This is a genomic window from Candidatus Hartigia pinicola, from assembly GCA_020541205.1.
In the GTDB taxonomy this organism is placed as follows: domain Bacteria; phylum Pseudomonadota; class Gammaproteobacteria; order Enterobacterales; family Enterobacteriaceae; genus Hartigia; species Hartigia pinicola.
On record CP048208.1, the window covers coordinates 1,415,937 to 1,431,619 of the forward strand.

Annotated in this window: 4 protein-coding genes; 2 read left to right on the top strand and 2 right to left on the bottom strand. The window is 24.1% G+C overall.

Annotation, left to right across the window (positions count from 1 at the left end):
- Position 1: 1 nt before the first annotated feature.
- Together livG and ftsY are read right to left on the bottom strand one after the other, a co-directional pair.
- Complete coding sequence (gene livG / locus GFV14_RS02665) at positions 2–766, bottom strand: high-affinity branched-chain amino acid ABC transporter ATP-binding protein LivG (RefSeq protein WP_457914130.1); 765 nt, start codon at positions 764–766, stop codon at positions 2–4.
- A gap of 5,275 nt (positions 767–6,041) precedes the next feature.
- A complete protein-coding gene (gene ftsY / locus GFV14_RS02670; RefSeq protein WP_457914131.1) occupies positions 6,042–7,604 on the bottom strand; it encodes a signal recognition particle-docking protein FtsY in 1,563 nt (520 codons plus the stop codon).
- 353 nt (positions 7,605–7,957) lie between these two features.
- Here ftsY and rsmD point away from each other — a divergent pair, with 353 nt between their 5' ends.
- Complete coding sequence (rsmD, locus tag GFV14_RS02675; RefSeq protein ID WP_457914686.1) at positions 7,958–8,551, top strand: 16S rRNA (guanine(966)-N(2))-methyltransferase RsmD; 594 nt, start codon at positions 7,958–7,960, stop codon at positions 8,549–8,551.
- Between the two features lie 838 nt (positions 8,552–9,389).
- On the top strand, positions 9,390–10,019 hold the full coding sequence (locus GFV14_RS02680; protein ID WP_457914132.1) for a lysoplasmalogenase: 630 nt from the start codon (positions 9,390–9,392) through the stop codon (positions 10,017–10,019).
- Positions 10,020–15,683 lie beyond the last annotated feature (5,664 nt).

Consider the following 15,683-nt stretch of genomic DNA (forward strand, 5'->3'; position numbering starts at 1 on the left):
ATTACGCCTCTCCTAAATAAGCATTAATTACATCGGGATTCTGACGGATTTGATTAGGTGTACCATTTGTAAGTTGCGTTCCTTCATTTACTACATAGATTCTATCGGAGATTCCCATGACTAACTTCATATTATGTTCAATCAATAAAATAGAAACATGATACTGAGAACGTATGTCCGAAATTAAGTTATCTAATTTGTTAGTTTCTTTTCGATTCAACCCAGCAGATGGTTCATCCAACATTAAAATCTTCGGACGAGTAACCATGCAACGAGAAATTTCTAAGTAACGTTGCTGACCATAAGTCAAAGTCCCAGCTTGGTAATTAGCAAATTTTAATAAATCAAATCTTTCTAGCCATTTCACTGCATTATCAATTGCTCTAGATTCTGTTTTTCGAAAAGAAGATATATTCAATAACCCTGAAAAAATACCACTTTTAAAATGTTTATGCTGAGCAACTAATAAATTCTCAATTACTGTCATCTCTTTAAATAAACGGACATGCTGAAAAGTACGGAGTACCCCTAAACGAGCAATTACATGTTCTGACAAACCTTCTAAACGCTGTTTATAATATATAATTTTCCCATTAGTGGGTGTGTAAAACCCTGTAAGGCAATTAAATATTGTAGTTTTCCCTCCTCCGTTAGGACCAATTAATGAAATAATTTCACCTTGATTTAATGTAAGTTCAAAATTGTTCACTGCCAATAAACCGCCAAAACGCATACTTAAACCACTTACTTGCAACAAAGGGGTCATGTGTAGTATACTCATCTTTTCTCTACCTGATTCGCTCATAATAGTGTATACGATATATGTGTGTTTTTCAACTTTATCTAAAGTACTTTTATTTATGATAAAATTTTATGACATTTAATCATGATTAGAATTATCACTATACCCAATAAATACATTACAAGCTTTAAGATCATGAATTATTTTACTTATAAGGATTAATGTAGTTATAACTATATTCATTAATATTTTAGCTTACACAACTAATAACAATTCTAGCATAATTGATATGCTCACCTAAAAATAAACGTTTCTAAACTAAAAACACTTTGATGAGTTAAAATAACTATTTTAAAAAAATAAAATAGCATGCATAATAAATGCAATAACCTTAGTAGATATTAAAAAAATCAAAGAAAACAACAAGTTATAAAATAATTTTTCATACTCTATATGCACTCACACTAGCATATGCAATCACTATAGAAATAATATTAAAGAATCAATACTACAAAATAAAAGCAATTTTTTTATATTTATTATGGTCTGTAAAAAACATAGAAAGTATTTTATCTCTTTTTTTCTACAAGGCGAACTTCTAAATCAAAAAATTCGATTTAAGTAATGATCTAACCTCAGACTAATCTTATATCACTAGCTTATGATTTCTATACTGTTTAGTAACAACATACTTTAACTCAAAGTCAATATGAAAACTATTACACAATCATTTTCCTAACCCAAATATTACATAAACTTATCTAAAGAAGAATTTTCATATTGATTTAAAAATATAAAAACCAAAATATTCACAATTAGACTGCTAATCAAACAATCGAGCTTTCTTGTTTAAGAGTTCATGGGTACATCAAGGATTTTTGATGATTTTTAGCATTTATTATTAAACACAAGAAAATAATAATATTGTTAATTAACCAATAGAAATAACTATAAATTCTCAAAAGTTAAATGACAAAAATAACATCTCTACTTAAGACCACTGACTTTACATTGCTTTTTCTCAGTCACAATCTAATCTTGTACAAACAGTAACAAAAGAAAAGATAAAGAATATAAACAATAGCAGAACAAATGTAATTTTCTTTTCTAATATTTTTTGATCTTCATTGCTTTCGTATACTAAGTGAGATAATTCATAACCTATTTATTCATATATTCAATGATATAATATTTTAATATTGTGTACTGAAATAATCTGGATATCATGATTTTACTATAGCCTAAAATGAATTTATTTAATATAGCTTCTAATATTTATAATAACTTTCACCACGTACTACTATTAAATAAATTTAAAGAACTATAGTATTATATCAATTATCTCAACACATCTTGCGACAGTTATGATTTTCGTATCAACCATAGAAGTAAATAAAATAACTTGAATAACATAAATATTAAGTACACTTATTATCTTAAATTTGCTACACAGGTAAACTACACTGTATTCTCATATGAAAATGATCAATAAATAATCTCAATACCAAAACAACTAAAAAAAATCATTATGAAATTAGTATCTATATTGTGCAATCTTTGTCAAAATTATATCATTTTATAAGAAATGAATATATTAATTTTTAAAATCAGAATCATCACTTTTATTATATTAAAAAATAAATCGATAAGTAATATATTTAATACTAAACATCACAATCTCTGCCAAAAAGACAAAAAAATTAGCGTTTATTCTGGATGAATATTTAATGTCATTATCTAAGAGATGATAATAACAATATAGCGAGAGATTATCTTAATTTTCATATTATCAGTAATGCATTTTTATAATGCGTGCATTTAATATATTAAACAAAAAAATTATTACATATGTATTGACTAAGATGTCACTATAAATAAATTCGTAATAAAATAACATATATTCAACATAAAAATATTTTATATTCATATCTTTTAATAGAAATAAAATAAAAGTTAGAAATCACACTCTTGTTTTATTTCGTAATATGTAAAATAAAAACTATTTAGTTTAGCATGAAATTAACAAGCTAATATTTTCATACAAGTTTAACTGAACTCGATTTCAGATCTTTTCTAAATATTACCTCAAGATACTGCGTATGCTCTATAGTTTGTTATTATTCTCTGAATAGAGATACTAAACGATTCAAATAAAATACACTTAAGCTACGTCTATATATTTGTCCATTATTTATTTATATGTATAATTAGTTGTTTCTATTACTGAAACTTAACAATGATATAGAACAATGAATATGAATTGCAATATTTCTTATCATGTATATTCTTAAAAAGAACGGTTAACTAAAAACTTTCATTTACTAAAAAATAAATACTTTAATAAAGTCATTTTATTTATCACGAATTTTTTTAAATTATACTAATAAACTCACTTAAATACACACAATAAATATTTTACGTATCTTTCAGCGCCAATTCTTGTACTTAACTACTATTTATATATACGCATAATAACATGTTTAAATATAATTTTCTTAGAAATCTACTTTTCTTCATTAAGTTATTCAATTGAAATGAACAATCTTGATTACGTACAACTATTTAGTAGTAGAATATACTACAATATAGTACAATATAAATGTATTAGAGAAAGTTTTGCTATCATCATATCTTATTTTATATTCATAAATATCAAATATTTATATAGAAAAATAAGTTTTTAATCACATAATAATACTATTTATTCATTAATATATTTTTAAAATCTATACTTAAGTATCGAGTCATTAAAATTATTACTTTGAAAAATAAGTATTACGCTATTAATATTATTTTACTATTACTTAAAACAATGTTCTGAAGTAATCTTGTATGGTCTATATTATTTGTATTACACAAAATAATTTGCAAGAATGTTAACGTGTATAGTTTTCTGTACTTAACACATCATTACATACTCATAAACTAAATAATTTAAAAAATTTTAATAATTATGCTAAAATCATTTTTTATTTTATTTTTTCATCTCTCTTGAGATTTTTATAAATTTCATTATTTTTATTGAATTGATAGTATATTGTTATATTTAATATTATTAATGCTTAATATTTGATTCTATCGTCCATATTACTATATATTTATCCTATTAAATACTATAAATATCAAATAAATAAAAAAATTAGAAAATAATAATTAAAAATTCTAATATTATTCAACAGAAATTAAGTAAATACTGATTTTATATTTTAATAAATTTAAAGAAATGTAAATAATTAAAAAATGTATCTAAAAATATTGTTCTTTCGTATCAAAACTAGTCACAGATTGCTGATTATCAGCATGCACAAACTAGAACATAAAAATAACAGATCAAATTATTAAGATACTTAATGTTATTCCTTTGATTTCACCTTCATTTCACTAAAAATAATATTGTTGTTTACATAACTCTATATAAAATACAATTAAGATTTATTTACTACTTTTGAGCGGAAGAATAATGCATCTAATAAATGATAGGCTACTTGATAAAAATAAAAATTTTATTAACTAAGATGAAACGATGAGTTATATTTGTTAGTATTTAAGATCACTACATATTGAAATTATACATTAATATTTTAATTTCTACAATATTATTTTAAATCTTTTTTTAAAGATAATAATTTAATATGTCTATTTTAAGAGAAGTCCTATACTACTGAAAATAGTCAAAAAAAACTTTCAAAATATTAAAATTTTATTGATGATAACTAAAAGACAGATACCACTAGGCAATTAATCCATCTAAAATTTCAAGTAAAAATGCTAAATGTTTTACAAACCATTTCTGTTAACATGCGATCTCTATTAATTTTCTTCGTATACGTATAAAAAACATATAACTTACTTAAAGCTTTCAAAAAATTGCTAAAAAATAAAGACTATTTCAATATACGTTAAAATATACTTTTCAAGTATCTATTAGCAATGATTAAATTTAAATGTCACTTACGTTTTTATTATGGTGAAAACATCAAGAGTACAGATATAGTCCGTAGAAAAATCATAATACAAGTAAAATATTACGGAATTATGCGACATATAGAAATAGTATTAACTGAGGGTTTCTTTCACAAATAAAAAGAATAATAAACAATATAAAAACAGAAAAAACAACTAGACACAACTCAGAATATACAAAATTAATTTCCTAGATGAAAGCGTTAAAGCAGGTTTTTAATTATATGAGTGAAAATTTTCGAATAATATATATTATAAAGTATACGTAATTTTTAAGATAGTAAACAATAATTCATTTTATAGTTTCAATGTAATCCCTAAGATTAAAGATTATTAAGTAAACATTCAGTTATGTAGAAAAAGATTTCTAAATATAAAAACGATAAAAATATTTTCATATGTGTATTTAGATTTTTATCTAAAGTTAATAACTACTTCTATTACATAGAAGAATGCTAAATAAGTTCTAAAAATTTATCTAAATTACGTATTTTTTGTATAGAGTTAAATATAAGTAGATCATTGACATGAAAAGAGTATCTAAAGATTAGACTTAATATATAAATTATAATATATTAAGTAAATATAACAGCATTATTCACACCATATACTTTTCACTTCTTACTTTTATTACATACAACACGGACACACTGTTCTTTATAAAAATTTTAATTATCTTAACCTCTAATCATTTTTCTTGACTCAAAGTAAGTATATGAAACTCTTATTATGAAAGCACATAATATTATGAATGCTTTATTACAACCATTATATTAACACAATTAGATTCTTCAAATCACTGTATCATCCTTTTCTAACCCGTCTCTATCAAAATTACTTATTAGCTCATCGATGAGCAACATTATCGGATTATTAACAATTGTCGCACAATACCTAACATGTTTTTGCGCACTACCTGATAACTGATAATGATATTAAAATATTTTTAGCTTTATCAAGAGAAGTAACTTGATCCAAAAATATAGAAACTTTCCTCCGGATCTTTCCCGAACTTGTAGATAATATGCTTAATGGTACCCCACACTATTATAAATTATTCTATCAAATAAAAAATAATGTTTCTAAAAATAATTTCAATTTTACTACGTAAAAATATCTTATTTTTCAAACAGTAATATTATGTCCATCGCAATTATCTAACCTGTACTTGATTGCTAAATACCAGAAATCAGTTTTAGTAATATACTGTTACTAGCACCAGAATGACCTATTAAGAATATAATTTATCCAAATTTAAGAAGAACATCTAAATTTTGAAAAGATTATCGACTACCGAAATAGACTTTCCTCACACATTTAAAGAAAATCATTAAAACTATTCCTCTCGTGCAAATAACGCTTCGATAAAGTCATTAGATTTAAATGGACGTAAATCTTCAATACCTTCACCAATCCCAATATAACGAATAGGAATGCTCAATTGATCAGAAATAGAAAAAATTACTCCACCTTTTGCTGTACCATCGAGTTTCGTTAATATTATACCAGTTACACCTACAGCTTCATGAAAAACTTTTGCCTGACTAACTGCATTTAATCCAGTATTTGCATCTAAGGTTAACATAATTTCATGCGGAGCGTGTGGATCTACTTTTTTCATTACACGAACAATTTTTTTTAATTCTTCCATTAAGTGCGTTTTATTTTGTAAACGTCCAGCAGTATCAGCTATCAAGATAGAAATTTTTTTTGCTTGAGCTAATTGTAATGCATCAAAAATAACAGATGCTGGATCAGCCCCTCTATGCTGTGAAATAACAGGAATTTTATTACGTTCTCCCCAGACTTGTAATTGTTCAATAGCGGCAACACGAAAGGTATCTCCTGCTGCTAACATCACAGACTTACCTGCTAATTGATATTGACGAGCTAATTTTCCAACAGTAGTAGTCTTCCCTACACCATTAACTCCAACTATAAGAATAACATAAGTTTTGTCATCTTTAATGATGAGCGGTTTATCTACACAGACTAAAATATTAGTCATTTCTTCCCGTAATCGAGAATATAAGAGCTCTGCGTTTTTTAAATCCTTACAGCTAGTATGAGCTATTAGGTTATTAATAATTTTACGTGTCGTTTCAACACCAACATCAGCAACAAGTAATTGTTCTTCTAACCTCTCGAAGAGGTAAGCATCTATTTTTTTTCCAGACAAAAAACTGAAAAAACTTGAACCGATGTTTTGACGCGTTTTTATTAATCCTTTCTTCAAGCGACTAATGAATTGTCGCTTTTTCAGTTTATCTTCTTCAATTGTCTTAAGTTCTTCGTCTTTCTGATTCCAGATGTTATAACGGTATTCCAAAATACTTTTTGGTTCAACTTGTTGTTGTTCTGAAAAACAAATTACTTTTTCTTGACACTGAGTCTGCTCTTTTTTTTTGTCTACCGATTTTATCGCAGTTAATTTTTTTTTCTGTTGAGATGCAATTTTTTCTTTTACACACTCATCAGATTGCTCTTCTTCACGTTGTATTTTATTTTTAAACCTTAAAATAGAAGAACGTGTAGATTGATGTTTTTGAAAATGAGTTTCTAATACTTCCGATTTGATTGTTGATTTTTTTATTTGGTACGGGTTTTCAGTCTTTACTTGAGGAATATGAATAGTTGTTTGTGATTCATTAAACAGATGATTAAATTTTGTTTTTACTCCTTTCATTATTGGTTGATTTTGTATTTTTTTAAGATGATCTTGGCATGAAGTCTCTTTCTGTGAAATCTTAACAGGAGTCTTATCTACTGTTTTTTTTAGATCTATCTTTTTTTTCTCATCTATTTTTTGTTGTTCCATTTCTTTCTGTTGAGTTTGGTATTTATCTTTACGGCCAATACCAAGCCACGAGAAAAAATTTTTTTTCTTATTTTTCGCCATAAGTTAGTAAATTCCTCGCAATAAAATATTGTTTTTAAACACTTAACATGACACTTATCATGCTTCAAAGTGGTGTGTAAGAACAGTATATATTAGTTATTCTTATTAATCTTAATCACAAATGATGTATGCTTATACTATTTTTATCGAAAAAATTTAGAATATTAGCCTAAATTAAACTCGTATTATTTTGCGTGTAAGTTATTATCAAATTATATTAAGTATATCATTTTATTACGTAAAACACATATCTAAAATAAAAATTACAATAATTATTTTTAACTTTCTAAGTGAAACCTTCAAAATTATCAGTTATGATTTTTTTATAAACACGCCTAAAGATTATATTAATAATATGTTATGGTAAAAAAAAACAAAACACTTCTTTCGGTCAGATACGTATCATTAGCGGAAAATGGCGTGGACGAAAACTACCTGTTCGTAATAGTGACGGATTACGTCCCACAACTAATCGAGTCAAAGAAACCTTATTTAATTGGTTGTTACCTATTCTTTATGAATCTAGCTGCCTTGATTGCTTTGCGGGAAGTGGAGCATTAGGTTTTGAGGCTTTATCTCGCTCTGCTAATAATGTAACCTTCATCGAAGTAAACACACAAAATTCAGAGTTACTCTTCAAAAATAAAGCACGTTTACAAGCTCATAAAGCTTCTATAATAAATAATGATAGCTTGGTAGAATTGAGTAAAATAGGCACTTGTTTTGATGTAGTGTTTATTGATCCACCTTTCCGTAAAGGTTTAATCAATAAAACAATACATTTATTAGAAAAAAATCAATGGTTATCTAATGAAAGCTGGATTTATATTGAATCAGAAGCGGAGTTATCACGAATTGATATTCCATTCAATTGGAAACTACATCGTGAAAATATAACTAAACATATTGCTTGTCGTTTATTTATTCGTTATTTAATTTTAAAATAACACTATTGTAGTGAATACACAATAAACGTTAATAATATATATTAAAATATTTATCATATTAAATGTCATGTCATACATTCTTTTTGAAATAATTTGTACATTATTTTATAAAAGCATAATAATATTTATATTTTGATGCATCTACTGAAAAGTAGATTTTCAATAATACTCTGTAGAAAATAAAAGAATAACAATTCTTTGTGAAGATACTAAATATATATATCTTTTTTAATGTCTTTAAGGCGTTTATAATTTAGAATTAATAAAAGTAGGTTTTAGATAACATTTTTAAAATTCTTTATACTTGATCTGTTAAGATCTAAAAGAATAACATTAGGACCTTGTATGTAATAAATGCACCCAATTAACTTAGTTAGTGAATTAATACTATTTTTATTAACAACTTCTTTAATAAAGCATGAGTCGTCTTATCATTTAAAAAATTTCTTAAGACCTATTGTATAAACAAGATCACTCATTTTTAATGAATTTTTTTATTTTAATAACTAAAAAAGAACTGAAAGATAAAGTATTTTATCAATCTTATTTTAATTACATTAATTTAAAATGTTTATTTTCTAACACTACTATAGTGACAATAATTATCATAAATAACATTAAATGATTCACAAGTTTTAAACAGTATTTAAAATAGTATTTAGAAAGAATCTGCATATACATCTTAAATTACTCAATTTACATCTAGATGATAAGTAAAGTAAGCCAAATAGTTAATTATTATCAAAAAAAATGAAATTTACAATATAATTAGCGTCATTTATCTTAAAGGAACATCAGTATAATTATCTCATTTATTTAAATTTATAAGGATATGTTTATGATTAATTGGCCATTTCTAACAATACTGTTCTCTGGTTGGTTGTATATTGATGCAGCTTATCGCGGTCCTAATTGGAAACGTTGGTTCTTTCGTCCTATTACATTACTATTGTTATTTCTTTGGGGATGGAGCGCTGATTTTTTAGCCACAAAAGACTATTTTAGCCTCACTGCGCTAATAATATCATTACTTTCTGATATACAAATGATGCTATTACGTGAACACTCAATCACTCCTGTATATTTAATGTTTGTTAGTCATCTTCTTTACACTATTAGTTTTAGTATACAGCTTAAGTTTAGTTTATATCTTCCTTGGATATTGCTATCTTTGATCATTGCAACAATTACTTTAGCTATCATCTGGTCTAAACTTAAAGATAGACAGACAATTATTTTTTCTTTAGTTATGATGAGTATGATTATGTCTTGGGTGGCAGGTGAACAATTTTTTAGTCTTAGTCATGATTATAACTTCTCAATTATGATCGGAGCATTTTTATTATTTATCTCTAATTGTGTTTGGCTGATTTCAAGATTTACTTTTTCATTTAAAGCATCAAAAGCTATTGTGGCCACACTCTATTTTTTTGGAAAATTCTTTATTATTCGAGCCATTCAATTATAATTAGAAAATTTTTCCTATTGATAAAATTCTCTAATAATATTTTATCAATTGGCGCCTCATTACTATTTTACTCTAAATTGAACTAAAATTTCACATAAATTCATAAATTCACATTATTAATATAATGAAAATTGACACCAGTATTTTTTATATTCACGAAAATAATCATAATATTACAAGATAAGTATACGAAATATTGTTGCTATAGTAAAAGTGATGTATCGACTTAATTGCAAGAAGTGAAATAATAATTATTAAATCGTATTCTTGTCATAATACAAATTTTATAAATTAATACTAATAATAAATAATCTAATTTAAATATAAATTTAAAACTAGCTTGACGCACAATTATAAGTATTAAAGTTAGAAAAAGAAATATGAAATATCTAACTCTTATTTGATGATACTGAAAAAAATACAGAACTAATAAAACAATAATTTTAACTTGATGATTCATTAAAAACATTCACTCAATTTTTTTAAAAATTAAAATATTATTAAACAATTATACAGATTACCTAGAATAATATTCTGTTTTAAGATTACAATTCGCATTGATATTTTATGTATTTAATCATGAAAATATTAGGTTATGTATGCCTAAATATTAATAAAATAACAATTATCACTCTAGTATAAAATCTACTGAGCGATGAAAAAAGTTATTGTTTACATTATTTTGATAGCATTTTACTGAAATATTAAAATATAGAATTCTAGAATAAAAAACATTCTTTTTAATATTATAATACTTTTCTATTTTACGATACTTTTGTAAACTATATTATATTTTATTCTTATTATAATGATATTTTCTGATATCAGGAATATTTCTTCACTATACTAAAAACTAAAATAATTATTTTTCTATTAATGCGAACTATAATGTTAAAGCCTTACTAGGACAAGTAATAACACTATAGTACTCATAAATTAAAAGCATAATCTTTCAGCACTTAACTCACCTCACCTGCTTATAAAACCATTATCTGCAAACATAATAATTCTCTTACTCAAAACATTTAATGATGGTATAAAAATGCTTATATAAGGTACATATTTTCATACACAATTATATTTCAGTTAATAATTTTTACTAGTTATATATTTAAAGTTTCACGACATAACCCCTAGAAAATTTTTTTATTGTTTTATCAAATAATCTTTTACCTTTATATGGTATAGTTTCTCCGACTAAACTAATTCTATTAAATTTCTTATTTAATTATTTAAAAATTTTTTACATTAAAAACTAAAAAGTAGCTAAATCAGTTTTAATGTGCACATTAACTTAGAGACAGACTTTGTTATTAATTATGCTGAAATAAATAAAGTTACTAATAAACATGACTGATGTTTTGAATGTACTTAAACTTGAAATATATGTAATATAGAACTACTTAACAAAAATTTACTTTATTGTCTGTCATCTTCTTTAAAAAAATAAAAACGTTTTAAAGATGCTAGTAAGTTATAGATTTTATTATATCCTTTAAAAAATTTTGAATAACCTAAATTATATCAAAAATCTCAGAAAAATTAAATATTATTAAAACTAGTAATTCAATATAAAAATCTTAACAGATCTTAAATAAAAAAACGTGAATGTTCATATTAATCTGTATATTCACTGATATATTTTTTATATTAGACTGTCAACATAATCTTTATTAAATATAATAATAACAATATTGTAATAGCATTAAATACTTAAAGAAATGCTCTTCCAAGCACTTTAAAATTATCTTAAAGAAAGCTTTATCTACTTCAACTACAAAGATACAATTGCTCAAAATCAATCTCTACTTTGAGTTAAGACAGGTAATCTTAGTACAGAAAAACATTTTACTACGTAAAATAAAAGTCTAAAATAACATTTTTAATATATCTCACTATTTTTATCGTTACGATGCATATACAAAGATTAAAAAAACAATCTTAATAACATTTAAATGAATAAATATAATAACTAAATCTTACAGTACCTACAATATTCACCCCTGTAGTTAGTATACAATAACTGGATGCGCTACTAATATGTGGTTCAATTTATATCCGACAATATGACAAGATTAGACTAATCGAGACTATATTATTTAACTCGTATGTAAAACTAAGTAATAAAATAGAGCTATTATAAAAATCATAAAAATTATATATTATTATTAGTTTTTTATTTATCTACATACAAAAACACAGTATATGCATTAAAAACTAGATAAAACATTATAGACAATACTATATATATAGTATTTTTAAAAAAAATCTTGCAATACATCTTACAATTATTGATGATTACGAGTCAAAACAAAAAAAGATTACAGTATCTGTCAAATTTTAAGAAATCATTGCAATTATGCAGTTACTGATATTCACAGGGATATATATTACAATACTTTAGATTTCATCATGTAATCGGAATATTAAATAATCTATGTAAAATTTATTAAAGTCTCATTAAAACTATTTAAATACATAATGAAATACTAAAAATTCCTGATTCATATCGAAAAATTTTAAATTCTTAAATAAGAAAGTTTAAATTTTAATATCGCAGTTCAGAGCAATATTTACCGTAACAAAATATTAACTATGAATCTAACTAGGTATTTCAACGGCTATTTAAAATCTAGTTATTTATATTACTAGATAGTTTTTAGTATAAGCGTCAACATTTGATAAAACTGATAACTATAATTAGTAGCTAGAACAGTAATGATTGGTGCAGTATCGATAATAACGTCACGAAATATACTATAAGATAATACATTCATCTCGTGATACATTATGAGAACTATTGCAATGAAAAATTTCATACTGTGAAATAACATGTTCTGCAAATGATATTTTTATATACTACTTTATTTCTACTATCTATTTAAAGATTACGAAAGTAAATACCATATCATCATTTAAATAATCTTCTAAACACAAAGACAGAAAATGAATGAAGCTAAATATAACGCACTAAACGATAAAAGTGTTGATGTTATCTTCAAAAACATAGAGGTTTTTAGAATCTAATTAAAATTTAATCAGGAGTTTACTTCCTAACTGATACTATATTCATACTAGTTATTAATTTTTTGATAAAATTATTGCACTAACAACATTGATACGTACTTATGTAAGTACAGATAAAATTCCAGAAAATTGTATACTCTCAAATCGTACAATACAAATTTAAAATGATATTAATTGAGTTCCTCTATTATATGTCTTTTTATCTTTCTTAAAAGAAAAAATTTTACATAATTAATAATGTTTACACTATTAGTTGCACGCACTATTTACTAATAGTATTATCAGGCATACATCTTTCTAACCTATTGAATTTAAATACATTTAATAATCTAAATTAAAATAAATCTTAGTAGATTAGACTGCCTAAAAATTTTTTAGTAATTGACTTAATTCATCACTCAATAATCTTGATATTCTGATTCCAAATTTTAAACAAATTAAATTATTTATATTTTAATTAAAATATATTAAAATGTAAACATATAGTAATAACTTATTGCCTCTATCCTATAGAATTGTTAATAATCTAAAAAATTAATTTATCATATTGAAAATATAACACACAAAATTAATGAGAATGTTATTGTTTCTCACCCTGAATTGCATCTAATAGTAACTAGACTAACCTTGCTATCTATAATATAGTATTATTTATTTCAATTATACTATAATTCAAAAGTTGAAATATTGATGCAGAATAAATACTAAAAAATGATTTATTCAATCACAACGTTGTTCTAAAAATATCTATAAATGAAAAAATACATTTTAAAATTTAAGTATTTTATTCAACTTATTAATAACCTCAATATCATACTTCTATGTAAAGTTTTATATAGTTTCGCATTCTTTATGAGTGTATTCTAGCAGAAACTTTAAAATAATCATCCAATAAATTTTCTTTATTTTATTTACAAGTTCTAAAATGTTAAAACGTATTTATCACTTAGCGATAATTCTATTAATATTACCCTTTTCTCTAAAAGAGTATATTACTCATAGTTTCCGTAACACAACAAATAAAAAATAACTATAGTATGAATTTTCTGTAGACACAAATTTATTCTTAACTAATACAGCACTAATTCATCTCTCAAAAAAGAAAATATTTTATCTAATTGTCGTAGCACAATTATTGATGGTAACTATAAACTTGAATATGCTTCGTAGATTTGAAGCAATGTCTAGATCACTATTAATATTAAATAAAAATATTAGTACGTGATTCAAGGGGATAAAATCATGACGTTTGGTAGCATTGTTTCAATAGGTGATCTAATATTTAATTATTTATTTATCAAATCTTTATATAGTGTTATAAATAAAACCGTAGTATTACTGATATAGATCAACTCACTAAAGTGTATACAATAGATATTACATTTATTTTTAAGTAAAGGTGAACAATAACACACGATATCTAATCATCGTTAATATTTGAGAAAAAATGTTAGCATATTATATAGAATGTTTTCAATCAGAAAAAACAATCAATGTTAGATGAACACATTTTACAAGATGTCGAAAATACTTTAATAACTCTTTTAAATATCAGCGATATGATTTCTAAGAAACTTAAAATTATGTTCTATGAACTCATATTCTTATATTATATCAAAATAAAAAGCTCAGTATGGATCTATCTTAAAGATAAAGTTTAGTATATAATATATACTATCAGAAAATATTTGACTTCTAATATAGTTCTCTGATAATACATGCTTTACAGAGGATAAAGCTTTTGTCATTTATTCATAATCATTTAACGCATTAAGTTAATACGATTAATAATTTTTTCTGTTTTCTTGTTTTGAAAAAAAGCAAAAATTAATCATTTACTTAACATCTCGAAAAATATTATTACTCATAAGACTCACTTATTATTTTTTAACATGTAATTGTATTGTGATCTAATAAAACAGCACTATGCATTAATATAAAATAAATTTAATCTTGCTATAATATAATTATTTAAATAAACAACAGTCTCTGAAAATCATTTTCACAGCGAAATAAGTTAAACACTTAATGCTATAATACTAAAACTAATATAGTTCACTCAATCTCTTGTAATTATACTGGTCATTAATTATATATTGAGTGTTCTCTTACATTGTATTTTCAGTGAAAAAAAATCATTATGCAGGTTGCATGTAAAATATATTTATGTTAAAATTATGCTTTGACTAAAAATACTTAGCACAAAATGAAAGTATATTTTATTTTATCTCGTACAACAAGATTGATTAGGTTTATAAGAATTCAATACAATCAATGATCTTTATCAAATTGTGTATAACGTATACGTGAACCATTTTTAATTCAGTAAATTACTAATTAACTGCATTTAACTATTTATGATAACTATTTTTATTTATAAATCTGTTTAGATTTAGTTTTAGAGTACCAAGACAACTTGAATTTAAAACTATATCACCCTCAATATCCATAGGAATGAATTAAATAAATTCTATATTTATCGTTTATTTAATCACTGTACAATTAGCGCGACTGAACATAAAACAACACGGATATTACCTAACAAATGAATATAACATAGTATAACACATCTTCTTCAGACTCATTAGGATTAGTGCCACATGGAAAGCTAGAAGTAATCATAAGCACACTAGTCTG

Coding starts and splice junctions, on each gene's coding strand:
- livG (WP_457914130.1), bottom strand. CDS start 766: ATGACCCCTTTGTTGCAAGTAAGTGGTTTAAGTATGCGTTTTGGCGGT.
- ftsY (WP_457914131.1), bottom strand. CDS start 7,604: ATGGCGAAAAATAAGAAAAAAAATTTTTTCTCGTGGCTTGGTATTGGC.
- GFV14_RS02680 (WP_457914132.1), top strand. CDS start 9,390: ATGATTAATTGGCCATTTCTAACAATACTGTTCTCTGGTTGGTTGTAT.